Annotated in this window: 20 protein-coding genes; 19 read left to right on the top strand and 1 reads right to left on the bottom strand. The window is 43.8% G+C overall.

Going from position 1 to position 23996, the window contains the following annotated elements; translation table 11 throughout:
* Nucleotides 1-94: 94 nt before the first annotated feature.
* The 8 genes from ACIGG7_RS11040 to pyrE are packed head-to-tail and all read left to right on the top strand — an operon-like array spanning nucleotide 95 to nucleotide 9578.
* Nucleotides 95-973 carry an aspartate carbamoyltransferase catalytic subunit gene (locus ACIGG7_RS11040; RefSeq protein WP_224941189.1) on the top strand — a complete coding sequence of 293 codons (879 nt, stop codon included), beginning with the start codon at nucleotides 95-97 and terminating at the stop codon, nucleotides 971-973.
* A gap of 15 nt (nucleotides 974-988) precedes the next feature.
* Nucleotides 989-2275, top strand: a complete 1287-nt coding sequence (locus ACIGG7_RS11035; protein ID WP_397549796.1) for a dihydroorotase — start codon at nucleotides 989-991, stop codon at nucleotides 2273-2275.
* Nucleotides 2272-3363: a carbamoyl phosphate synthase small subunit gene (locus ACIGG7_RS11030; protein ID WP_224941187.1), complete on the top strand. Its 1092-nt coding sequence runs from the start codon at nucleotides 2272-2274 to the stop codon at nucleotides 3361-3363. Before ACIGG7_RS11035 ends, ACIGG7_RS11030 begins: the two co-directional genes overlap by 4 nt.
* Nucleotides 3356-6568 (top strand): carbamoyl-phosphate synthase large subunit, encoded by a 3213-nt coding sequence (gene carB / locus ACIGG7_RS11025; protein WP_397549795.1) that lies wholly within the window; start codon nucleotides 3356-3358, stop codon nucleotides 6566-6568. Before ACIGG7_RS11030 ends, carB begins: the two co-directional genes overlap by 8 nt.
* Nucleotides 6565-7338 carry a dihydroorotate dehydrogenase electron transfer subunit gene (locus ACIGG7_RS11020; RefSeq protein ID WP_397549794.1) on the top strand — a complete coding sequence of 258 codons (774 nt, stop codon included), beginning with the start codon at nucleotides 6565-6567 and terminating at the stop codon, nucleotides 7336-7338. The genes carB and ACIGG7_RS11020 overlap by 4 nt, the downstream gene beginning before the upstream one ends.
* On the top strand, nucleotides 7335-8276 hold the full coding sequence (locus tag ACIGG7_RS11015; RefSeq protein WP_397549793.1) for a dihydroorotate dehydrogenase: 942 nt from the start codon (nucleotides 7335-7337) through the stop codon (nucleotides 8274-8276). Before ACIGG7_RS11020 ends, ACIGG7_RS11015 begins: the two co-directional genes overlap by 4 nt.
* Nucleotides 8248-8958 carry an orotidine-5'-phosphate decarboxylase gene (gene pyrF / locus ACIGG7_RS11010; RefSeq protein WP_397549792.1) on the top strand — a complete coding sequence of 237 codons (711 nt, stop codon included), beginning with the start codon at nucleotides 8248-8250 and terminating at the stop codon, nucleotides 8956-8958. Before ACIGG7_RS11015 ends, pyrF begins: the two co-directional genes overlap by 29 nt.
* Nucleotides 8955-9578 (top strand): orotate phosphoribosyltransferase, encoded by a 624-nt coding sequence (pyrE, locus tag ACIGG7_RS11005; RefSeq protein WP_224941182.1) that lies wholly within the window; start codon nucleotides 8955-8957, stop codon nucleotides 9576-9578. The genes pyrF and pyrE overlap by 4 nt, the downstream gene beginning before the upstream one ends.
* Nucleotides 9579-9688: 110 nt before the next feature.
* On the opposite strand, the gene ACIGG7_RS11000 is transcribed toward pyrE, so the two are convergent.
* Complete coding sequence (locus tag ACIGG7_RS11000) at nucleotides 9689-11392, bottom strand: Rqc2 family fibronectin-binding protein (protein ID WP_397549791.1); 1704 nt, start codon at nucleotides 11390-11392, stop codon at nucleotides 9689-9691.
* Nucleotides 11393-11601: 209 nt separating this feature from the next.
* Between ACIGG7_RS11000 and ACIGG7_RS10995 the strand changes: the two genes are divergently transcribed.
* The 11 genes from ACIGG7_RS10995 to ACIGG7_RS10945 all read left to right on the top strand — a co-directional run bounded on the left by ACIGG7_RS10995 (nucleotide 11602) and on the right by ACIGG7_RS10945 (nucleotide 23995).
* Nucleotides 11602-14283, top strand: a complete 2682-nt coding sequence (locus ACIGG7_RS10995) for a cation-translocating P-type ATPase (protein WP_397549790.1) — start codon at nucleotides 11602-11604, stop codon at nucleotides 14281-14283.
* Nucleotides 14284-14444: 161 nt separating this feature from the next.
* Entirely contained in the window at nucleotides 14445-15320 is an 876-nt protein-coding gene (locus tag ACIGG7_RS10990; protein ID WP_397549789.1) for a YicC/YloC family endoribonuclease, read from the top strand.
* 56 nt (nucleotides 15321-15376) lie between these two features.
* Nucleotides 15377-15649, top strand: coding sequence for an extracellular matrix/biofilm regulator RemA (remA, locus tag ACIGG7_RS10985; protein WP_034755776.1), 273 nt, complete (start codon nucleotides 15377-15379; stop codon nucleotides 15647-15649).
* The gene (gmk, locus tag ACIGG7_RS10980) at nucleotides 15650-16264 is read left to right on the top strand and encodes a guanylate kinase (protein WP_224941178.1); all 615 of its coding nucleotides are present in this window, start codon (nucleotides 15650-15652) and stop codon (nucleotides 16262-16264) included.
* Entirely contained in the window at nucleotides 16265-16486 is a 222-nt protein-coding gene (gene rpoZ, locus ACIGG7_RS10975; RefSeq protein WP_034755771.1) for a DNA-directed RNA polymerase subunit omega, read from the top strand.
* Between the two features lie 135 nt (nucleotides 16487-16621).
* The gene (gene coaBC, locus ACIGG7_RS10970; RefSeq protein ID WP_397549788.1) at nucleotides 16622-17848 is read left to right on the top strand and encodes a bifunctional phosphopantothenoylcysteine decarboxylase/phosphopantothenate--cysteine ligase CoaBC; all 1227 of its coding nucleotides are present in this window, start codon (nucleotides 16622-16624) and stop codon (nucleotides 17846-17848) included.
* The gene (gene priA, locus ACIGG7_RS10965) at nucleotides 17835-20258 is read left to right on the top strand and encodes a primosomal protein N' (protein WP_224941176.1); all 2424 of its coding nucleotides are present in this window, start codon (nucleotides 17835-17837) and stop codon (nucleotides 20256-20258) included. Before coaBC ends, priA begins: the two co-directional genes overlap by 14 nt.
* A 31-nt stretch (nucleotides 20259-20289) precedes the next feature.
* Nucleotides 20290-20772 carry a peptide deformylase gene (gene def, locus ACIGG7_RS10960; RefSeq protein WP_224941175.1) on the top strand — a complete coding sequence of 161 codons (483 nt, stop codon included), beginning with the start codon at nucleotides 20290-20292 and terminating at the stop codon, nucleotides 20770-20772.
* Complete coding sequence (fmt, locus tag ACIGG7_RS10955; protein ID WP_397549787.1) at nucleotides 20772-21722, top strand: methionyl-tRNA formyltransferase; 951 nt, start codon at nucleotides 20772-20774, stop codon at nucleotides 21720-21722. Before def ends, fmt begins: the two co-directional genes overlap by 1 nt.
* Nucleotides 21715-23052 carry a 16S rRNA (cytosine(967)-C(5))-methyltransferase RsmB gene (rsmB, locus tag ACIGG7_RS10950; protein ID WP_397549786.1) on the top strand — a complete coding sequence of 446 codons (1338 nt, stop codon included), beginning with the start codon at nucleotides 21715-21717 and terminating at the stop codon, nucleotides 23050-23052. Before fmt ends, rsmB begins: the two co-directional genes overlap by 8 nt.
* 193 nt (nucleotides 23053-23245) lie before the next feature.
* On the top strand, nucleotides 23246-23995 hold the full coding sequence (locus tag ACIGG7_RS10945) for a Stp1/IreP family PP2C-type Ser/Thr phosphatase (protein ID WP_224941172.1): 750 nt from the start codon (nucleotides 23246-23248) through the stop codon (nucleotides 23993-23995).
* The last annotated feature ends 1 nt before the right edge of the window (nucleotide 23996 follow it).

Here is a 23996-nt window from a genome sequence, read left to right as displayed (position 1 = left end):
CCCGTCCTGTCCCTGTTAGTATGTTCAAAAACACCCTGTCAAGAAAATGACAGGGTGTTTTTTTTGAAAGAAGTGAAAATAGGGGTGTCTCAAGATGAAGAGCTTATTGACGATGAATGACTTATCAAAGAATGAAATCATTGAAATATTAGATGCAGCTGAACGCTTTAAAACGGGAGAGGCCTCGATGGAAGGCTCAAATAAATATGTAGCCAATCTTTTCTTTGAAGCAAGTACCCGCACGAAAAGCAGCTTTGAAATGGCGGAGAGAAAGCTGGGACTAGAAGTCATCCCCTTCGAAGCTCAAACGTCAAGTGTTCAAAAAGGCGAGACCCTTTACGACACGGTGAAAACACTGGAAAGCATCGGGGTTGAAGCTGTTGTGATTCGTCACTCCCTGGAGCGATACTTTGATGAACTGGCGCCTCTGAAAATGAGCGTGATCAACGGTGGTGACGGATGTGGAAATCACCCTACACAATGCCTGTTGGATCTGATGACCATCCGTCAGGAATTTGGAGGATTTGAAGGGATAAAAGTATCGATCATTGGAGACATTGCTCACAGCCGCGTTGCAAGGTCCAATGCGGAAGCGTTGAGTAAACTGGGAGCAGAAGTCGTGTTCTCGGGTCCAAGAGAATGGTTCCCCTCCCAAGATCTACATCTGCACAGAACGATGGATGAATGTATAGCAGATTCCGATGTGGTGATGCTGCTTCGGATTCAACACGAACGACACGAAAGTACATCCAGCTTGTCAAAAGAAGAATATCATGAACAATTCGGTTTGACAGAAAGCAGAAAAACGAGAATGAAACCAACCGGTATCATTCTACATCCAGCTCCTGTCAATCGAGGGGTCGAAATTGCCGATTCATTGGTGGAATGCGACCAATCAAGAATCTTTAAACAAATGGAAAATGGAGTATACGTCAGAATGGCTGTTTTAAAAAGAGCACTTGAAAACATCTGATTAGGGGGAAATGAAATGAACTGGATAATCCGAAATGCGCACATTCTAACAAAAAATGGTGACCTTGAAAAAGTAGATGTGAAAGTGGAGGATAAGAAAATCATCGAGATTGAACAAGAAATCAAGGGGGATCATCACCAGGAATTCCAAGCAGAAGGGTTATTGCTTTCCCCTGGATTTGTCGATCTTCATGTCCATTTACGGGAACCAGGCGGTGAACATAAAGAAACGATCGAAACAGGAACGCGTGCAGCAGCCAAGGGAGGATTCACCACTATCGCCGCTATGCCTAATACAAGACCCGTACCTGATTCGGTGGAAAACCTCCAGTCCCTAAACGAAAAAATTACAGAAACAGCAAGTATCAGAGTACTACCCTATGCTGCCATCACAGAGCGCCAAATCGGAAAAACAATCAATGATTTATCATCCTTAAAGAATAACGGTGCATTTGCTTTCACCGATGATGGAGTGGGTGTTCAATCTGCAGGAACGATGTTTGAAGCAATGAAACAGGCAGCGGACATCGGTGCATCCATTGTTGCGCACTGTGAAGAGAATACGCTGATCTATGGAGGTGCGGTACATGAAGGAACATTTTCAAGAGAGCATGACCTTCCTGGAATACCATCTATATGTGAAGCGGTACATATCGCGCGGGATGTGCTTTTGGCTGAAGCAGCCGGCGTCCATTATCACGTCTGTCATATATCGACGAAAGAATCAGTCAGGGTGGTCCGTGATGCAAAGAAGGCAGGGATAAATGTAACAGCTGAAGTAACCCCGCATCACCTTCTGCTATCAGAAGACGATATTCCGGGACTTGATCCCAACTTCAAGATGAATCCTCCATTAAGGAGTAAAGAGGATAGACAAGCCCTGATCGAGGGACTGTTGGACGGAACGATTGACTTCATCGCCACCGACCATGCACCACATTCAGAAGAAGAAAAGTCAGAAGGCATGCAGCTTGCTCCATTTGGAATCGTAGGGTTGGAAACCGCTTTTCCATTACTGTATACACACTTTGTCGAAAAGGAAGTCTTTACACTGAAACAGGTAATTGACTGGATGACCATTAAACCGAGCTCTGCATTCAATCTTCCGTTTGGACTACTGGAAGTAGGAGGAGAAGCAGACTTTACGCTCATAGATTTAAAGAAACAAAAGCTGATTGACCCTGCTGAATTTTTATCAAAAGGGAAAAACACTCCATTCAAAGAGTGGGAGTGCAGAGGCTTTCCGAAAGCAACGTTTTATCAGGGATCTCTCGTATGGAATGAAGGAGGAAACGAACAATGAAAAGACAACTCATATTAGATGATGGAACAGTTTTCGTAGGAGAAGGATTTGGAGCAAACGAAGAAAGCATCGGTGAAGTGGTATTCAATACAAGTATGACTGGATACCAGGAGATTTTATCCGATCCATCCTATTGCGGACAGCTTGTCACCCTTACCTATCCGCTTGTAGGAAACTACGGAATCAACCGTGATGATTTTGAATCGATCACTCCCGCAATCAAAGCGTTCATAGTAAGAGAAGTGGCAGACTTCCCTTCTAATTGGAGAAACGAATCTACACTGGACGAATTACTCAAAGTAAAAGGCATTCCAGGAATTTCAGATATCGATACGAGAAAGTTAACAAGAATTATCAGAAAGCATGGAGCGATGAAAGGAATCATTTGTTCTGCAGAATTAGATCCACAGGATATGCTTGATAAATTGCATGATACAAAGCTTAGGACCGATCAGGTAAAACAGGTGTCCACGAAAACAGCCTATGCAAGCCCGGGAAGGGGTCACCGTGTAGTGTTGATGGATTTCGGTATGAAGCATGGGATTTTGCGGGAATTAAACAAGCGCGATTGTGACGTGATTGTGGTTCCTTATGATACTACTGCAGAAGAAATCAGAAGGTTGAAGCCTGATGGAATCATGTTATCCAATGGCCCAGGGGATCCGAAAGACGTACCTGCAGCGATTGAAACGATTAAAGAGCTGCTGGGGGAAATTCCCCTTTTCGGAATTTGTTTAGGTCATCAATTATTTGCCCTGGCTTGTGGTGGTGACTCTTTCAAAATGAAATTTGGCCACAGAGGGGGTAACCACCCAGTCAAAGATCTTAGAACGGGTAAAGTCGCCCTGACTTCTCAGAATCACGGATACGCTGTGGATGAAAAATCTTTGGCAGGAACAAGATTACAGGTAACGCACATGGCTGTAAACGATGGGACGGTGGAAGGTTTGAAGCACTTGGACTTCCCTGCCTTTACGGTTCAGTATCACCCTGAAGCATCTCCAGGACCAGAAGATTCAAATTACTTATTCGATGATTTCTTACAACTTATGAAAGAAGAGAAAAGAAAGGAGCTTCAACATGCCTAAACGTACAGACATCCAAAGCATCTTAGTAATCGGAAGCGGACCTATCATCATTGGACAGGCGGCAGAATTCGATTATGCCGGAACACAAGCCTGTATCGCTTTAAAAGAGGAAGGGTACAGAGTCATTCTGGTAAACTCGAATCCTGCGACCATCATGACAGACGCTGAAATGGCAGATAAAGTATACATCGAACCACTGACACTGGAATTTGTCAGCAGAATCATCCGTAAAGAGCGTCCGGATGCCTTACTGCCTACATTAGGCGGCCAAACTGGATTGAACATGGCAGTTGAACTTGCTAAATCAGGAGTATTGGAAGAATGTGGAGTTGAAATTCTCGGCACGAAACTTTCCGCTATCGAGAAAGCGGAAGATCGTGACCTGTTCAGGAACTTGATGAATGAAATGGGTGAGCCTGTACCTGAAAGTGAAATCATTCATACACTGGATGAAGCCTATACCTTTGTGGAAGAAGTGGGTTACCCTGTCATCGTCCGCCCTGCTTATACACTGGGGGGGACAGGCGGTGGAATCTGTCACAATGAAGATGAGCTGGTCGAGACTGTAGGCTCAGGATTGAAATATAGCCCTGTAACTCAATGTCTCCTCGAGAAAAGCATTGCAGGCTTTAAAGAAATAGAATACGAGGTCATGAGAGATGCAGCCGATAATGCCATCGTGGTATGTAACATGGAAAACATCGACCCGGTGGGGATTCATACAGGAGACTCGATCGTAGTGGCACCAAGTCAAACCTTAAGTGACAGAGAGTATCAAATGCTGCGAAATACAAGTTTGAATATCATCCGTGAGTTGGGGATCGAAGGAGGCTGTAACGTTCAGCTTGCCTTAGATCCGGACAGCTTCCAGTATTACATCATCGAGGTGAATCCACGGGTGAGCAGATCATCTGCGCTTGCATCTAAAGCGACGGGGTATCCAATCGCGAAGCTCGCGGCGAAGATTGCAGTTGGTCTTACACTGGATGAAATGATGAATCCTGTGACAGGTAAAACATATGCTTCATTTGAGCCTGCACTGGATTATGTCGTGACCAAAATCCCGAGATGGCCATTTGATAAATTTGAAGCTGCTAAGCGTAACCTCGGTACTCAGATGAAAGCAACCGGTGAAGTCATGGCAATTGGCAGGACCTTCGAGGAATCACTCCTTAAAGCGATCCGCTCCCTTGAAAGCAATACGTATCACATGGAATTAAGTGATGCACACGAATTTACGGATGAGTGGATCGAGAAAAGGATACGCAAAGCCGGAGACGAACGACTTTTCTATATCGGAGAAGCGCTTAGAAGGGGTGTGACGATCGAAACCATTCATGAATGGAGCAAAATCGATCTCTTCTTCCTATATAAAATGAATAAAATCATAGAGTTTGAAAAGGAACTATCACAGAATCCATACAACCTTGAACTAGTACAGAAAGCCAAGCGAATGGGCTTCTCGGATATCACCCTGGCAAATCTATGGAAGAGCACAGAAGCTGATGTCTATCAGTGGAGAAAAGAGAATGGCCTTACACCGGTCTATAAAATGGTCGATACGTGTGCGGCGGAGTTTGAATCAGAAACACCTTACTTCTATGGAACTTATGAAGATGAGAATGAATCCAGAGTGACTGAGCGTGAAAGTGTCATCGTCCTAGGCTCAGGACCTATCAGGATCGGACAGGGCGTTGAGTTCGATTATGCAACGGTCCACTCTGTATGGGCGATTAAAGAAGCTGGTTATGAAGCGATCATCGTGAATAATAATCCGGAAACCGTATCCACTGACTTCAGTATTTCGGATAAATTATACTTCGAGCCTCTGACTGTGGAAGATGTGATGCACATCATCGATCTTGAAAAGCCAAAGGGAGTCGTCGTTCAGTTCGGTGGGCAGACAGCCATCAATCTTGCAGAAGAGCTTGTAAGAAGGGGCGTAAAGATTCTTGGTACATCACTTGAGGATCTTGATCGTGCAGAGAACCGAGATAAATTCGAACATACATTGAACGAACTCGGCATCCCTCAACCGGAAGGGAAAACGGCCGTATCTGTAGAAGGTGCACTTGAAATTGCAACAAACATCGGTTATCCGGTCCTTGTCAGACCGTCATACGTCCTTGGTGGAAGAGCCATGGAAATCGTCTACCGTGAAGAAGAGCTTCTTCAATACATGAAGAATGCAGTAAAGGTCAACCCACAGCATCCAGTATTAATCGATCGGTACTTGATCGGTAAAGAAATCGAGGTGGATGCGATTTCAGATGGAAGAGACGTAGTCATCCCGGGAATCATGGAGCATATCGAGCGTGCCGGAGTTCACTCTGGAGATTCCATAGCAGTGTATCCTCCGCAACAGCTTACGCAGGAACAGAAACAAACCATAGTCGATTACACGACGAGACTTGCAAAAGGCTTAAACATCGTAGGCTTATTGAATATCCAATATGTCATCTCTAAAGGCGAAGTATTTGTCCTTGAAGTGAATCCGCGCTCCAGTCGGACAGTACCTTTTATTAGTAAAATTACGAATGTACCGATGGCCAATATTGCAACGAAGTCCATCCTGGGGATTTCTCTGAAAGAGCAGGGATATGAGTCAGGACTAATCCCTGAAAAGCATGGAGTATACGTGAAAGTCCCTGTCTTCTCGTTCGCGAAACTAAGAAGGGTGGATATAACACTCGGACCTGAAATGAAATCGACAGGTGAAGTAATGGGGAAAGATCTGACATTGGAAAAAGCCCTATACAAAGGGATGGTCGCAGCTGGTATGCAAATGAAGGAATATGGATCCGTGCTCATGACAGTAGCCGATAAGGACAAGGATGAAGCGGTTCACTTAGCACAACGATTTATCGATATCGGGTATCAAATCCTTGCAACAAAGGGAACTGCCGAACAACTGACAAAAGCGGGTATCCCTGTTCGAGAAGTGGATAAAATCGGATCCAACGGACCTACTTTGCTCGATATCATACAGAGCGGAGAAACACAGCTGGTCATCAACACGTTGACTAAAGGGAAGCAGCCGGCACGTGATGGATTCAGGATCCGAAGAGAATCAGTTGAGAACGGCATCCCTTGTCTAACGTCTTTGGATACTGCAGAAGCCATCCTGAGAGTGATTGAATCGATGACCTTCTCGGCAGAGGCATTACCAGCACAAGTGAAAACGAAAGAGGCGGTATTTCAATGATCGTAAATGAAAAGATGGTGGTGCTTTCTCATGAAAGAATAGCTGAAAACATCTTTGAACTCGTCCTTCAAGGAGAGTTGGTAGGTGAAATAACGGCACCCGGCCAGTTTATACACGTGAAGACAGGGACGGGAATCGACCCTCTACTCAGAAGGCCGATATCCATCGCTTCTCACAACCAGGAAGAGCAGACCATGACGTTGATCTACCGTGCTGAAGGAAAAGGCACAAGACTCCTTTCCCTGGTGGAGAGGAGTGAAAAGGTCGACGTATTGGGGCCACTGGGCAATGGCTTCTCCGTGGAAGAAGGAAGTAAGACCGCACTGTTGGTAGGTGGAGGAATTGGGGTTCCTCCTCTCTACGGACTTTCCAAAAAGCTTGTGGAGAATGGGTGGAAAGTGAAGCATATCCTCGGCTTTCAAAATGAAGCTGTGAGCTTTTATGAAAACAGGTTCAGGGAGCTTGGGGACACGTATGTCGCCACTGTAGACGGATCGAGAGGTACAACCGGATTTGTAACAGATGTTATCCGGGATGAAAAACCAGCCTTTGATGTGTTTTATTCATGTGGTCCGACACCGATGCTGAAGGCGTTGGAATCACAATTGGTGGACAAACGGGGCTTCATTTCATTAGAAGAACGGATGGGCTGTGGAATCGGCGCATGTTTCGCCTGTGTTTGTCATAAACAGGATGATCCAGATGGCACAAGTTATGTGAAAGTATGCAGTGACGGACCGGTTTTTCCAGTTGGGGAGGTGCTTTTATGAGATCATTGCAAGTCGAATTACCTGGATTATCATTAAAGAACCCGGTTATGCCTGCTTCAGGCTGCTTTGGCTTCGGACGTGAATATAGTCAGTTCTATGATTTAAGCGAGCTTGGAGCCATCATGATCAAAGCGACGACGGAAGAGGCCCGTTTTGGAAATCCGACTCCGAGGGTTGCTGAAACGAACGGCGGTATGCTGAACGCTATCGGGTTACAAAACCCTGGGCTTACTGGGGTGATGGAAAAGGAACTCCCATGGCTCTCACAATATGATGTGCCAATCATCGCAAACGTGGCAGGGTCCCAGGTTGAGGATTATGTTGAAGTAGCAAGGGTTATTTCTTCTGCAGATAACGTGGCTGCGCTGGAACTGAATATCTCCTGTCCAAATGTGAAAACGGGTGGAATCGCATTCGGGACCATTCCTGAAGTGGCGAAAGAATTAACTGAAAGGGTCAAAGAAGTCTCACAGGTTCCACTTTATGTAAAGCTATCACCGAACGTGGCGAATATCGTTGAGATGGCAAAGGCCGTTGAAGCAGGGGGCGCGGATGGGTTGACCATGATCAATACCCTGCTTGGCATGAGATTGGATTTGAAGACCGGAAAGCCGATCCTGGCGAATAAAACAGGGGGGTTATCGGGACCTGCGATTAAACCAGTAGCCATCCGGATGATTTATGAAGTGAGTCAACAAGTGGATCTTCCAATCATAGGAATGGGTGGAATTCAGTCGGCTGAAGATGTTATCGAATACTTCTATGCAGGGGCAAGCGCGATTGCAGTCGGAACAGCCAACTTTGTTGACCCGTTCGTGTGTAAAACCATTATAAGCGATTTACCTCCATTGCTTGATGAACTTGGAGTCGACCATATTTCTCAATTAACCGGAAGGAGCTGGGGGAAGCATGAATCCAAAGCCGTTTATAGCTCTTGATTTTCCGACATGGGAAAGGACATCAGACTTTTTGAATCTGTTTTCAGAGAGTCTAAATGTAAAAGTGGGGATGGAGCTGTACCTTCAAAATGGACCGGTGATCCTGGAGAAGATCTTAAGTAAGAATCATCGGATTTTCCTGGACTTGAAGCTTCATGATATTCCCAACACAGTTTATGGAGCCATGAAGGGACTTGCCGGGTTTGACCTGGAGTTGCTTAATGTACATGCTGCAGGTGGCGGTGTAATGATGGAAAAGGCGCTTGAGGGTTTGTACGCGGGAACTCCGGTCAATCATAAACGGGCTCAGCTGATTGCCGTTACACAGTTGACATCGACTACAGAAGCACAAATGCAAAAAGAACAATTGATCCCTACTTCTATCAATGAATCTGTCTTACACTATGCGACTCTTGCAAAACAAGCAGGTCTGGATGGAGTCGTATGTTCACCACATGAGGCTTCCTTGATAAGTGAACATTGCGGAATTGATTTTTTACGTGTCACTCCCGGGATCCGCTTAGCAAATGATCAAGCAGGAGATCAAAAAAGGGTCACTACGCCACACTTGGCAAGAGAATTAGGTTCTTCCTACATAGTGGTCGGAAGAAGTATTACAGCTGCCGAAAATCCGGTGCTTGCGTATGAAAGAATCGTACATGAATGGGAGGCTAATGCATGAAACATGCAATCGCAAAACAATTATTGGAGATCGAAGCCGTATATTTAAACCCCAATGAACCTTTTACATGGTCATCGGGAATAAAGTCCCCAATCTATTGTGACAATCGGCTGACACTGTCTTATCCGTCCGTACGGAACGACATCGCAGAAGGACTGTCCAAAATGGTTCAACAGCACTTTCCAGATGCAGAAGTCATAGCCGGGACAGCGACCGCTGGAATTCCGCATGCAGCCTGGGTCAGTGAGAAATTAAACCTTCCCATGTGTTATGTCCGGTCAAAAGCAAAAGCCCACGGAAAAGGAAAACAGATTGAAGGAATTGCGGCTCCAGGTCAAAAGGTTGTTGTTGTGGAAGACCTCATCTCAACGGGAGGGAGCTGTATAACAGCAGTTGACGCCTTAAGAGAAGCGGGGTGTGACGTATTGGGAGTAGTCGCGATCTTCACATACGGACTGGATAAAGGGGAAAAAATGCTGAATGAACACGACATTCAATCCTATACTTTATCTGATTATTCATCTTTACTGGAAGTAGCGGTCGAAAAAGAGATCATTCGTGAAGATGAACTGGAACAATTAAAGCTTTGGAAAGAAGATCCGGAGAATTGGAGAATGTAAAAGTGAAAGCAACTCGCTGGTGAGTTGCTTTTTTTATATTAATTAGCAACAAAAATACACTTCCACTCCAGGCCAATACATGGCCTGAGTGGAAGTGCTTCCTGGATTATTCAATACTTCAATGAACGAACGAGGTCCAAATCAGGTGTCACATATACCGTTTGCTGCCCTTCATAAATGACAAATCCAGGCTTGGCGCCTTTTGGTTTTTTCACTTGTTTGACTTCTGTGAAATCAACAGGAACCGAGCTGGATTCGCGTGCTTTACTGAAGTAAGCTGCAATATTGGCCGCTTCCTTGATGGTTTGCTCGGAAGGCTTCGTACTTTTGATGACTACGTGCGAACCGGGGATATCCTTGGTATGGAGCCAGATCTCTTCTCTTCCGGCAACCCGGTTGGTTAGATAGTCGTTTTGTTTATTGTTTTTACCTACCAGGATTTGCGTCCCGTCACTTGATGTGTAGTGTTCAAGTACAGGCTTCAAATTAACTTTTTTCTTTTTCATTTGCTTACGTGCCCTGAGGTAGCCTTCCTCTTCAAGCTCTTCCCTGATTTCTTCTACGTCTTTAGTGGAAGCCGACTCTAATTGTTGTAATAATTGTTCAAGATATACGATTTCTTCCTTTGCTTTGTCAATTTGCTCATGGACGATGTTAACGGCATTCTTCGCTTTTTGATAACGAGAGAAATAATTCTGAGCGTTATCGGAAGGTGATTTTTGAGGGTTGAGTGGAATCGTGATACTCTCACCGTTTTCATCATAGTAATTGACTACGCTGACTTCCTTCATGCCTCGTTCTACTGCATATAAATTCGAGGTTAGGAGTTCTCCGAGTAATTGATAGCGGTCTGCTTGTTGGGCATCCTCAAGCGTCTGCTTCAGCTTTTCGATTTTATTGACATTTTTATCACGTTCGTTTCGAATAAATCGCTCCAGGTCATTCCCTTGCTGTTTGACTCGATCTCTTGCTGCCTTTTGATAGAAGAACCTGTCCAGTAATTCACTCAAGGATGGAAAGGTTTGTTTCTCACCTTGAAGATGTGCAAGGTCCATCCAATAAAATGTTTCCTTGTCGCCACTGATGAGGGTTGGCGTCGTATCATGAACTTTTGCTTTTTGAATCATTGTAAGGAATGACTCAGCGATGGTAGAACGGTTTCCAATACCAGCGTGGTGAACGATCTCTTTCGCAAAGAGTGGAGAGATCCCTGCGAAAGATTGAACGATCTGCTTGTCGAGCTTGCCGGAATTGAAATCAAGAGCCCTTAGGACATCATCACTTGTTGCTTCAAGAGGATTTACCTTGTCCTGCTGTGGAGGCAGTATATACGAATGTCCTGGTAATACGGTTCTGTGTGTATTCATGCTTGGTGAAATATGCTTGATGCTATCGAGGATCATATTACGTTCTTTATCCACTAAAATGATGTTACTATGACGACCCATCACTTCAATAATGAGTTGCTTATAAGAAACATCCCCGATCTCGTTTCTTCCCTTCACTTCAAAGATGATCATCCGATCCAATTCCAACTGATTGATTCCCTCGATAATATAACCTTCAAGATGTTTTCTCAACAGCATACAAAACATAGGTGGGACCGATGGATTTTCATAGTTTTCATTGGTCAATTGAACCCGTGAGTAACTGGGGTGGGCAGATAAAAGGACTTTGTGATTTTTACCATTTGCCCGTACGATCATGATGATTTCATTTTTATAGGGTTGATGTATTTTATTGATTCGTCCGTTTAATAAGTTTTCATTCAATTCTTTCGTCATGTTCCTTGTAAATAATCCATCAAATGACATATATAACATCCTCTGCTCTTTACGATTTCAATATAGTTTGACTTTTGTCCTGGCGATGTCTTGAAAGTATCAAATGTAACCGATTTTACCGCTCCGGAAGCTAAAATGCAAAACATACATAAATCATATCATTTTTTAGGACGAGTCTGAATAAGAATGCTATGAGAAGGACAACTTTTCGTATCGTAGGAGGAGAGTGACATGGTTGCATGAAATTTCATGAGATGAGACAAGAGGACATAGAGCAGTCACTAAATACTAATTATCAAGAAGGGCTTTCAGCAGATGAAGTAGCGCAAAGACGTAAGCAGTATGGGTACAATCAATTGGAGGAAGCTGAGAAGCAATCGGCATTGCTATTATTTTTCAGTCAATTCAAGGATTTTATGGTTCTCGTGTTATTGGCAGCCACTCTCATTTCTGGATTGCTAGGGGAATATATCGATGCGATCGCCATTATTGCGATTGTACTTATTAACGGGTTTTTAGGGTTTTTCCAAGAACGGAAAGCGGAAAGATCCCTGCAGGCTTTAAAGGAGCTTTCTGCACCACAAGTGTCGGTCCTGAGAGACGGAAAGTGGTTGAAGATTGTCTCAAAAGAAGTAATGATCGGGGACATCATTCGTTTCGGAAGTGGAGACAGAATAGGTGCGGATGTGCGTCTTATCGAAGCGAATAACCTTGAAATAGAGGAATCGGCACTTACAGGGGAGTCTGTCCCCGTTACTAAATCCACAAAACCACTCAGTGGAGAAAATATGAGTCTCGGAGATTTAGAAAACATGGGGTTTATGGGAACGATGGTTACACGTGGAAACGGTATCGGCGTCGTGACATCGATTGGTATGAAGACAGCCATGGGGCAGATCGCGGATATGATCCAAAAGGCTGAAACCATGACGACCCCACTGCAGAGAAGACTGGAGGAGTTAGGTAAGATCCTTATTACGGTTGCCCTCATACTGACGGCTTTGGTCGTGGGAATCGGTGTGATCCAGGGACATGATATGTACACTATGTTCCTGGCAGGAGTTTCACTGGCTGTTGCCGCCATACCGGAAGGATTACCTGCTATTGTGACGGTCGCCCTTTCACTTGGTGTTCAAAGAATGATAAAGAAAAAGGCCATCGTCCGCAAGCTTCCGGCAGTGGAAACCCTAGGATGTGCGTCGGTGATTTGCTCGGATAAAACAGGAACCTTGACTCAAAATAAGATGACGGTTACCCACATCTGGAGCGGAGGAAGAACGTGGACGGTAACGGGAACAGGATACGAACCGGATGGACAATTTTATAACGGGGAACGAAGGGTCACTCCTCACAGTGAAAATACTTTACATCAATTATTAACGTTTGGAATGCTCTGTAATCATGCAGAACTGGTAACCCGTGAAGAAAGCTTTTTCGTCGATGGCGATCCGACTGAAGGAGCCCTGCTTGTTGCTGGTTTGAAGGCAGGACTTTCAAGAGAATCCTTACAGAAAAAATTTACGATTGTGAAAGAGTTCCCCTTTGATTCTACCAGAAAGATGATGAGTATCATCGCGGTCGATCAAAATGGTAAGTACTTCTCTGTCACCAAAGGTGCGCCAGATGTTTTGGTAGGGAAGAGTGAGTCGTTCCTTTGGGAAGGAAGAATACAAGGGAAATCGTCAGAGATAGCGGGAAAAGTGGAGGAAGCCATCCGTGACATGTCTTCCAATGCTCTCAGAAATATTGCCATTGCGTATAAACCGATCAAGGATAGGGCCGTGGAGACATTAACGGAATCGGACATTGAAGAAGGCATAACCTTCATCGGTTTACAAGGAATGATCGATCCGCCGAGGCCTGAGGTGAAGCGGGCTGTAAAAGAGTGCCGTGCAGCCGGTATTAAGACCGTTATGATTACCGGGGACCATGTTTTAACTGCGACAGCCATTGCCAAGCAGCTGGGGATTTTGAAGAATAAGGACCGCGTACTGGATGGAAAGGCACTAAACCAAATGGAAATACATGAGTTGGAAGAAATAGTAGATGAAGTTTCGGTGTTTGCCCGTGTGTCACCTGAGCATAAATTAAAAATCGTCAAAGCCCTGCAAAACAGGGGACATGTCGTAGCCATGACCGGTGACGGAGTAAATGATGCCCCTGCGATAAAAACCTCAGACATCGGAGTGGCGATGGGGATAACAGGGACGGACGTTTCGAAGGAATCATCTTCATTGGTTCTGCTGGATGATAACTTTGCAACAATCAAATCGGCGATTCAGGAAGGCAGGAACATATATGAAAATATCCGAAAATTCATCCGGTATCTTCTTGCATCAAATGTAGGTGAAATACTTGTCATGCTTTTTGCTATGATCCTTGCTCTTCCGCTGCCATTGGTTCCGATCCAAATATTATGGGTCAACCTTGTAACAGATGGTCTGCCAGCTATGGCACTTGGCCTTGATAAGCCGGAAGATGATGTCATGAAGAGAAAGCCGAGACACCCGAAAGAAGGAGTATTTGCAAGGGGGCTTGGCTGGAAAGTCGTCTCCAGGGGATTCCTGATCGGTGGGGCAACCTTACTTGCATTCATGCTATCGTACAAGACCCACCCGGATCATTTGGCATATGCTCAAACCGTCGCATTCTCGACATTGGTCATGGCTCAACTGATCCATGTATTCGATTGTCGAAGTGAAGTGTCCGTGTTCTCAAGAAATCCTTTCGGAAACATGTATCTTGTTTTAGCTGTTCTATCTTCCCTTGTATTGATGCTCATAGTCATCTATGTACCTTCACTGCAGCCTATTTTCCACACCGTACCGATTGCTATCAAGGACTGGCTCTTGATCATCGGTTTAAGTTCAGTTCCAACGTTTTTATTGGCAGGGTCATTTTTTGCAAGAAAAAAACAGTGAAATGTGGTATAATCCAAAAGGTAATAGAGAAAATCCTCTATTACCTTTTTTATATCGTTGTGATGTGTTGTGATTCCTTTCGCAGATTTACAACATAATATGATAGTGAATTCAGCGTTGTTCTACATACGTATACCGTCAAAGGATTGGATGTGATCGTAATGGTTGTCAGTATGACAGGCTTTGGAAGAAGCAAAGTAGAGTCTGAACAACATTCTGTAACGGTTGAAATGAAATCCGTTAATCACAGATTCAGTGAGTGTTATATTAGAATGCCACGTCAATTATTAAAGCTGGAGGAAAAAATTAAGAAACAAGTTTCCCATTTCGTAAAAAGAGGGAAAGTGGATATATTCATTACCATAAGTGGTGATGGCCTCGTACATAAAAACCTACATATTGACTGGAAGCTCATTCAAGATTATTATCAGTTAGTAAATAAAGTGAAAGAAACCTTTTCTTTAAAAGAAGAAGTACAATTATCCCATCTCTTGAACAGGGAAGAATTTGTCATGATTGAAGAAATGGAAGAGGAAAATGAAGAACTTGAGCAATTGGTATTAAAAGCTGTAGATGAAGCAGCAATGGAACTGAGAAAGATGCGGGAGAAAGAAGGTGAGCTCCTCAGGAAAGATTTTCTCACTCATCTCCAACAATTTGAACTGAATGTGATCGAACTGACCAATCAAGCACCTGAAGTGGTCAATCTCTATAGAGAACGATTAAGAAAGAGGATTGTCGAATACAATGAAACGTCACTGGATGAAAGTCGCATACTGACGGAAGTGGCAATCTTTGCAGATAAATCCGATATTACAGAGGAATTGACGAGACTTAATAGTCATATCAAGTACTTTCATTCCACCTTGTTGAATGAAGGGCAGGTAGGCAGGAAATTGGATTTCATGATCCAGGAAATGAACAGGGAAGTGAACACAATTGGTTCAAAAGCAAATGATTCCCTTATTGCGACCTTAGTTGTGGAATTGAAATCAACACTTGAGAAGCTGAGAGAACAAGTACAAAATGTAGAATAATAAGTTTAGTTTCCTATCATTCAGGCGAAACTAAACTATTGATTAGGAGGAGCGTTATGTCGATCAAGCTCATCAATATAGGATTTGGAAATATCGTTTCAGCAAACCGGATCATTTCAATTGTAAGTCCGGAATCAGCCCCGATTAAACGTTTGATTCAAGATGCCAGAGACCGGGGAACACTCGTTGATGCTACATACGGAAGAAGAACAAGAGCGGTTATTATTACGGATAGCGATCACGTTATTCTTTCGGCTGTTCAACCCGAAACCGTTGCTCATCGTTTGACAGATAAAGAGGATTTAGTAGAAGAAGGGCAGGGTAAATAAATGAAAGAAAAAGGATTGCTGATCGTTCTTTCCGGACCATCAGGTGTAGGGAAAGGAACAGTTCGTAAAGCGATTTTTTCCCAGGAAGATACAAAGTTTGAATATTCCATCTCCATGACCACACGGAAACCGCGTGAGGGAGAAGTTGATGGTGTGGATTATTTCTTCAAGTCGAGAGAGGATTTTGAAGAGCTGATCAAAGAGGGGAAACTGTTAGAGTATGCTGAGTTTGTAGGGAATTATTATGGTACTCCCGTTGACTATGTCCGGGAAACCCTCGACGCTGGAAAAGATGTTTTTCTTGAAATTGAAGTTCAAGGTGCACAACAGGTCAGAGATAAATTCCCTGAAGGATTGTTCATTTTCCTTGCCCCACCAAGTCTTTCAGAACTTCAGAACCGTCTCGTCACAAGAGGGACTGAAACGGACGATTTGATCCAAGGCAGAATGAATACGGCAAGAAAAGAAATCGAAATGATGAATTTATATGATTACATTGTTGAAAATGATCAAATTGCAAATGCCGTCGACAAGATTAAATCCATTGTGCAAGCAGAACACTGCAAGCGGGAACGCGTGCAACAACGATACTTAAATATGCTGGAGGCTGAATAAATGTTAAACCCATCCATTGATTCATTAATGAAAAAGATCGATTCTAAATATTCGTTAGTCAGTATTGCGGCTAAACGTGCAAGGAATTTGCAAGATACAGGTGATTATCGCTTGAACCGGTACGATTCTCATAAATTCGTAGGTAAAGCCCTTGAAGAGATTCATGCAGGTCAATTGTCTATGAAAGAAAGAGATGCTAAAGCAGTATATTCTGATGAATAAACGGCAGGAAGTTTAACGGATAACTCCAGGGGTTGACTCGAAAGGTTTCATCATCTTTCGAGACAACCCTATTTTCTTTTTCTATTAACATCCTTCATAATATAAGAAGGATAAAGAGTAATGGGGGAAAGTAGAATGATGCAGGGAAAAAAGATACTTTTATGTGTTTCTGGAGGAATTGCTGTATACAAAGCAGCTGCGCTAACGAGCAAGCTGGTACAAGGTGGAGCTGAAGTGAAAGTAATCATGACAGAGTCCGCACGCAAATTTGTTGCTCCGCTGACGTTTCAAGCATTATCCCGTCAAGACGTATACTGGGATACCTTTGATGAAAAAGATTCAGCCAAAATCGCCCATATTGATTTAGCGGATTGGGCAGATCTCGTATTGGTTGCGCCTGCAACGGCCAACATAATCGGAAAACTTGCCAACGGGATTGCAGACGATATGATCACCACCACGATTCTTGCAACGACGGCGAAAGTATGGATTGCCCCGGCCATGAATGTACATATGTATGACCATCCAGCAGTGAAACGAAATATTCAAACCCTTTTTGAGTTTGGCTGTCAATTTGTGGAGCCGAGTGAAGGGTACTTAGCATGTGGATATGTAGGAAAAGGAAGACTTGAAGAACCGGAGAAGGTAGTAAATTTGGTGGATCGTTTTTTTGAAGAACGTGACAGTCAAAATAAACTGCTACAAGGGAAGAAAGTAGTGATCACAGCTGGACCGACGAGGGAAATGGTGGATCCCGTACGTTTCTTCTCCAATCGCTCAAGCGGCAAAATGGGATATTCACTTGCGGAGGCGGCCTTTTCACTAGGGGCAGAAGTGGTGTTGATATCTGGGCCATCAGCATTACCAATTCCAAAGGGAGTGAGATTCGTGACCGTAACGTCTGCTGAAGAAATGTACCAAGCAGTTCATGGTGAATTCCAAACGGCAGATATTGTGGTGAAAAGTGCTGCAGTTGCAGATTATCGCCCTAAAGAAATATTGGTAGATAAGTTGAAGAAAAAAGATGGTAACCTAGTGATTGAATTTGAACGTACAAAAGATATATTAATGAGTCTAGGTGAGAGGAAGACCCACCAATACCTCATTGGGTTTGCAGCAGAAACGACAAATGTCGAAGAGTATGCAAAAGCAAAGCTTGAGAAAAAGCGCGCTGATATGATTGTAGCAAATAACGTGAAGGAAACCGGATCCGGGTTTGGGACAGACACCAACAAAGTATCGATTGTCACAAGTGGGGGAAAGGTACGGGAACTGCCTTTATTATCAAAGGTAGAGGTTGCGAAAGAAATCTTCAAAGAAGCTGTCCATAATATGAATGGTGCCTCCAATGAACGTAGCTAGTGTAATAGTAGACGTTCCTGCCATGCAAACGGATCGCACGTATGATTACAGCATACCTGATGAATGGAAGGGCAGCATCGTTCCAGGGATGAGGGTCATCGTTCCTTTTGGCCCGAGGAAAATTCAAGGATTCGTCGTCGAGCTAAAAGAAACAAGCGAAATCTCAAAACTAAAATCCATTGTCGAACCTATGGACCTTGTGCCGGTCCTTAATGAAGAATTACTGACACTTGGGAACTGGCTTACAGAGAAGACTCTCTGCTTTAAAATCTCTGCATTTCAAGCGATGCTCCCAGCTGCCATGAAGGCGAAATATGAAAAGCTTTTTCAACTAGAAGGAAACAAGAGTCCAGGTGAACTTCATCCCTCCCTTCAACGATTTTTTCAAAGCAACAGAGTTGTTTCCTGGAAAGCCATTGAAGAAAGTGGATTGCTTCCCCTAATACATAAAGAGGTTAAACAAGGAACAGTCGAAGTGATTTACAAAGTTAAAGCAAAAGGAAATAAGAAAACCGTTCGTAAGCTATACCTTAGTGTACCGGTTCATCAAGTGGATGAAGTAAAGAATGCTTTGCCTCCCCAGGCAAGTAAGCAAAAGCAAATCATCGAATACATGATGGATACTGTACCAGGAGGAGACGGAATACTCGCATCCACACTGCTCGAAGAAATGTCTACGACGTCAAGTACCGTTAAGTCATTGGTTCAAAAAGGAATTCTCACTGAGAAAAACGTAGAAATGTACCGTGACCCTTTTGAAAATAGAACATTCGAGAAGACGTCTCCTCTTTCATTGACTTTCCAGCAGGATCAGGCGATTCAACCCATCCTGAGTACGATCGATCAAGAAGTGCATCATACATTCCTCCTATACGGGGTAACCGGTAGTGGGAAAACCGAGATTTATCTGCAATCCATCCAGCGAGTCCTCAAAGAGGGAAAAGAAGCCATTGTGCTGGTTCCTGAGATTTCCCTTACACCTCAAATGGTTCACAGGTTCAAAGGAAGATTTGGTGACGATGTGGCGGTCCTTCACAGCGGATTGTCAGTAGGCGAAAAGTATGATGAATGGAGAAAGATCCAGCGTAAGGAAGTGAAAGTGGTGGTGGGGGCACGTTCTGCCGTTTTTGCCCCATTCGAAAATATCGGGATCATCATCATAGATGAAGAACATGAGACGAGCTACAAGCAGGAAGAAAATCCGCGTTATCACGCGAGGGACGTTGCGATCTATCGCGGGGAATTCTACCAATGTCCCGTGATTTTGGGAAGTGCGACGCCCTCTTTGGAATCTTTTGCACGGGCTTCAAAAGGTGTATATGAGCTGTTGACCCTTGATAAACGAATGAATGACGGCCCGCTTCCATCCGTCGATATAGTGGATATGAGGGAAGAGTTAAGGAAGGGAAACCGTTCGATGTTTTCTTCCAATCTGTTTGAGAAGCTCCAAGACCGTATTGAAAAAGGAGAGCAAACGGTTCTATTTCTTAATCGCCGAGGGCACTCATCTTTCATCATGTGCAGAGATTGCGGCTTTGTGCTTCAATGTCCCAATTGTGATATCTCCCTGACCTACCACCGATTTTCAAACGGGATGAAATGTCATTATTGTGGATATGAAGAAGGTGTTCCAACAACTTGTCCTGAATGCATGAGTGAACATATCCGTTATTTTGGGACCGGTACCCAGAAGGTCGAAGAAGAATTGACGAAGCTTCTGCCCGATGCCAGGATTATCCGAATGGATGTTGATACCACTTCCCGCAAAGGATCACATGAAAAGCTGTTAACGGCTTTCGGAGAAGGGAAGGCTGATATCCTGCTCGGGACCCAGATGATCGCAAAAGGTCTCGATTTTCCCAATATCACACTGGTCGGCGTGCTGAGTGCAGATACTATGCTTCATCTACCGGATTTCCGGGCTGCTGAGAAGACGTTTCAATTACTGACACAAGTAAGTGGAAGGGCTGGCAGGCACACATTACCCGGGGAAGTCGTCATTCAAACCTATACACCTGAGCATTACTCGATCGACTTAGCATCGAATCATGATTACAACAGGTTTTATCAGCAAGAAATGATGATGAGGAAGATGGGTTCCTATCCTCCCTTTTACTACATCACGTTGATTACATTAAGTCATGAAGATTTAATGAAGGTGGTGAATATTTCAGAGAAAATGACGGCTTACATCCGTTCCAAGCTATCTGAAACGACAATGATCCTGGGACCGGTGGCGTCACCCATTCCCAGGATCAAGAATAGATATCGCTACCAATGTTTGATAAAATACAAACGGGAACCAAATCTTGGTATTACCTTAAAAACAGTACTTGATCAGTTTCAGCAACAATATGCATCACAGGGGCTTTCCATCTCCATTGATGTGAACCCATATGTAATGATGTAACCATATTTAAATAGAAAGATGGAGGACAGTTATGGCAATACTTCCAATTGTAATGCATCCGAATCCCATTCTCGAAAAAGAATGTGAGAAGGTAACGGATTTTGATAAAAAACTAAAGAAATTACTTGCTAATATGTACGACACCATGATTGAAGCAGATGGAGTCGGACTTGCAGCACCACAAGTGGGAATCGACCTGCAGGTAGCGGTTGTCGACATCGGTGATGATTCAGGAACAATCGAATTGATCAATCCGGAAATCGTCGAGGCAAAAGGGTCTCAAACCGATCTTGAAGGATGTCTCAGCTTCCCCGGTCTATATGGAGAAGTGACCCGTCCTTACTCAATCAAAGTGCGTACGCAAGACCGGAAAGGAAGAATGGTTGAATTTCAAGCCGAGGACTTTATGGCCAGGGCGATACAACATGAAATCGATCATCTCCATGGCATTTTATTCACATCGAAAGTAGAAAAGTATATCACAGAAGAAGAATTAGAAGGGTATGAAGCGTAATGACAAAAGTGATTTTCATGGGAACACCTGACTTCTCGGTTCCTGTTCTTCAATCTCTAATAGATGAAAAATATGATGTGATCGCAGTTGTGACACAACCCGATCGCCCTGTGGGAAGAAAAAGGACGCTTACTCCACCACCTGTGAAAGTGGCAGCAGAAAAGCATGGAATCCCGGTTTATCAACCTGAAAAGATTAAGAACGAAGAAGAGTTAAACCAGGTGCTGGCATTAAAACCGGATCTTATTGTAACGGCTGCGTTCGGACAAATCCTTCCAAATGCCCTGCTTGAGGCACCGAAATATGGATGCATCAATGTACATGCCTCCCTGCTTCCGGAACTGAGAGGCGGAGCGCCGATTCATTATTCAATCCTTCAAGGGAAAGAGAAGACGGGAATCACCATCATGTATATGGTGGAGAAACTGGATGCAGGGGATATCATCAGTCAAGTGGAAGTAGAGATCGAAGAAAGGGATCACGTTGGTACGTTACACGATAAACTGAGTGTAGCAGGGGCCAAGCTGCTGATCGAAACCATTCCTTCATTACTTAGAGGAGAAATATCTCCTGTTAAGCAGGATGATGAAAAAGCCACATTCGCGCGTAATATCAAACGCGAACAAGAGAAGATCGACTGGACGAAAACCGGGAAAGAGATTTACAACCATATCAGGGGGCTGCATCCGTGGCCGGTTGCATACACCACATTGGCCGGCTCTGTCATGAAGGTATGGTGGGGAGAGAAAGTAGATATCACCCCATCTTCACCTGGAGAGATCCTCCGTGTCGAAGAGGATGGTTTCATTGTGTCCACCGGGAATTCTGTAGGAATTAAAATTACTGACTTACAGCCTTCAGGGAAAAAGAGAATGACTGCAAAGGATTACCTGCGGGGAGCGGGATCACATTTAAAAACAGGCATGATGGTAGGAGAGGAAAATGAATAAACGAACTAAAACCGTCCGTGAAGCGGCACTTGATGTGATCGAGGCGGTTGAAAAGAATCAATCGTATAGTAATTTATTGCTTCATTCTGTGATTGAAAAGAATGAATTGCCGAGCAAAGATATTGGTCTATTGACGGAGCTGACCTATGGGACCATTCAAAGGAAAATGACATTGGATTTCTATTTAGCTCCATTTATTAAAGGGAAGCTGGATGACTGGGTGCGTCAGTTATTGCGTTTATCCCTCTATCAACTCGTTTATTTAGACCGGATCCCGGATCGTGCTGTCTTCTATGAAGCAGTGGAAATCGCCAAAAAAAGAGGGCATAAGGGGATATCCGGGTTAGTAAACGGTGTATTAAGATCGATTCAACGAAAAGGTCTCCCGACTCTTGATTCCATCAAGGACCCTGTCGAAAGGGTCTCCATCGAAACGAGTCATCCATATTGGCTTGTGAAGAGGTGGACGGAGCAATTCGGGTTAGAAAAGACTAGAAAAATGTGTGAAACCAATTTAATCGCCCCTAACCAATCGGCCCGTGTGAATACAACCAAGATCAGTCGGGAAGAACTTGTACATCAGTTGACGGAAAGCGGGAATGAAGTCAAAGAAAGTCCCATCGTCCCTGAGGCGGTCCAGTCACTAAGGGGAAATATCGCTAAAACAGAAGCCTACCTCAATGGGCAATGCACCATTCAGGATGAAAGCTCCATGCTTGTATCATATGCCTTAAAGCTTGAAGAAGGTTTGAGAGTATTGGATGCATGTGCTGCTCCTGGGGGGAAAACTACTCACATTGCAGAAAAGCTTTCTGGAACAGGTGAAGTCCAGGCATTGGACCTTCACAAGCATAAAGTGAAATTAATTGACGAAAATGCCAGTAGACTAGGTTTATCCAATGTGAAGACGTCTGCCCTTGATAGTCGAAAAGCTGGAGAGAAGTTTGAAAAGGAAAGCTTTGACAGGATCTTAGTCGATGCACCGTGCTCCGGATTAGGGGTACTGAGAAGAAAGCCCGATATCAAGTATGCCAAAAAAGAATCGGATCTTCACTCTCTTCAGAAGATTCAACTGGACATCCTTTCAGCTGTAGCACCCTTGCTGAAAAAAGATGGATTATTGGTTTATAGTACATGTACCGTAGATCGGAATGAGAATGAAGGGACCGTATCCTCTTTCTTGAGTGATCATCCTGATTTCGTGTCTCATCCCCTCGACGAGCTTCCAGAGACTGTTAGGCCTTTCCTTGATGGCGATCAACTGCAAATTTTCCCTCAGGACTTTGGAGGGGACGGATTTTTCATAAGCTGCTTCAGGAAAAAGAATTGAGTCGAATATAATCAAAGATTGAATGTAAAGCAGGAAAATTCACTATAAAAGTCGTAAAGGTACAACAGACCTTAAAGAATTGAATCTTTGATGATCCGTTTTTTTGATATCGATTTGATGATGATCAAAGTCGTTCTTATATGAAGGATGCACCATATCCTTTAGGTGCAGAAGAAGAGAAGAGGTGACCTAAGTGAAGACGGTTTATTTTACGGACAAAGGGAAAGTACGCCAGCTAAATGAAGATAGTGCAGGCGTATTCGTGAATGATCATGGCGATCATTTAGCTGTTGTAGCAGATGGGATGGGTGGTCACAGAGCGGGTGACGTGGCCAGTGAGCTGACCATTTCCATCTTAAAGGACTTATGGGAGAACACTGAGAAATTTCACACCGCTGATGAAGCTGAAAATTGGTTAAAATCAACTATTAACGAAGTAAACAAAGAAGTATATACTTATTCTCAATCCAATTCCGAGTGCGAGGGAATGGGGACGACCCTGGTCGGGGCCATCTGCACCTCGTTGTTCGCAACCATTGTTAATATCGGGGACAGCAGAGGGTATATCTTGAACGAAAATGGTTTTCATCAATTAACCGAAGATCATACACTGGTGAATGAACTGGTCAGAAGCGGTGAAATTTCAAAAGAAGATGCAGAGCATCATCCAAGAAAAAATGTCATATTAAGAGCGATCGGAACGGAAGCTTCGATTACTATGGATATTAAAACGATTATGTTTGAAGAGGAAGACGTCATTCTTCTCTGTTCAGACGGACTTTCTAATAAAGTTTCTGAAAAAGAGATGAAAGATATATTAATGCAGGATCACTCTCTTGATAATAAAGGGGAATCGCTCGTTCATTTAGCCAATGAATATGGCGGTGAAGATAATATTACTGTAGTAATTGTCGAGTTTGCCGCTGAAACGGAAAGCGGGTGAT

The organism is Rossellomorea sp. NPDC077527 (genome assembly GCF_044542955.1).
Classification (GTDB): domain Bacteria; phylum Bacillota; class Bacilli; order Bacillales; family Bacillaceae_B; genus Rossellomorea; species Rossellomorea aquimaris_E.
This window is presented reverse-complemented; position numbering and strand designations above follow the sequence as displayed.

Coding starts and splice junctions, on each gene's coding strand:
- fmt (WP_397549787.1), top strand. CDS start 20,772: ATGACAAAAGTGATTTTCATGGGAACACCTGACTTCTCGGTTCCTGTT.
- ACIGG7_RS11000 (WP_397549791.1), bottom strand. CDS start 11,392: ATGTCATTTGATGGATTATTTACAAGGAACATGACGAAAGAATTGAAT.
- ACIGG7_RS11030 (WP_224941187.1), top strand. CDS start 2,272: ATGAAAAGACAACTCATATTAGATGATGGAACAGTTTTCGTAGGAGAA.
- remA (WP_034755776.1), top strand. CDS start 15,377: ATGTCGATCAAGCTCATCAATATAGGATTTGGAAATATCGTTTCAGCA.
- rsmB (WP_397549786.1), top strand. CDS start 21,715: ATGAATAAACGAACTAAAACCGTCCGTGAAGCGGCACTTGATGTGATC.
- ACIGG7_RS10990 (WP_397549789.1), top strand. CDS start 14,445: ATGGTTGTCAGTATGACAGGCTTTGGAAGAAGCAAAGTAGAGTCTGAA.
- rpoZ (WP_034755771.1), top strand. CDS start 16,265: ATGTTAAACCCATCCATTGATTCATTAATGAAAAAGATCGATTCTAAA.
- carB (WP_397549795.1), top strand. CDS start 3,356: ATGCCTAAACGTACAGACATCCAAAGCATCTTAGTAATCGGAAGCGGA.
- coaBC (WP_397549788.1), top strand. CDS start 16,622: ATGATGCAGGGAAAAAAGATACTTTTATGTGTTTCTGGAGGAATTGCT.
- ACIGG7_RS11040 (WP_224941189.1), top strand. CDS start 95: ATGAAGAGCTTATTGACGATGAATGACTTATCAAAGAATGAAATCATT.
- pyrE (WP_224941182.1), top strand. CDS start 8,955: ATGAAACATGCAATCGCAAAACAATTATTGGAGATCGAAGCCGTATAT.
- ACIGG7_RS11020 (WP_397549794.1), top strand. CDS start 6,565: ATGATCGTAAATGAAAAGATGGTGGTGCTTTCTCATGAAAGAATAGCT.
- ACIGG7_RS10995 (WP_397549790.1), top strand. CDS start 11,602: ATGAAATTTCATGAGATGAGACAAGAGGACATAGAGCAGTCACTAAAT.
- priA (WP_224941176.1), top strand. CDS start 17,835: ATGAACGTAGCTAGTGTAATAGTAGACGTTCCTGCCATGCAAACGGAT.
- def (WP_224941175.1), top strand. CDS start 20,290: ATGGCAATACTTCCAATTGTAATGCATCCGAATCCCATTCTCGAAAAA.
- gmk (WP_224941178.1), top strand. CDS start 15,650: ATGAAAGAAAAAGGATTGCTGATCGTTCTTTCCGGACCATCAGGTGTA.
- ACIGG7_RS11035 (WP_397549796.1), top strand. CDS start 989: ATGAACTGGATAATCCGAAATGCGCACATTCTAACAAAAAATGGTGAC.
- pyrF (WP_397549792.1), top strand. CDS start 8,248: ATGAATCCAAAGCCGTTTATAGCTCTTGATTTTCCGACATGGGAAAGG.
- ACIGG7_RS11015 (WP_397549793.1), top strand. CDS start 7,335: ATGAGATCATTGCAAGTCGAATTACCTGGATTATCATTAAAGAACCCG.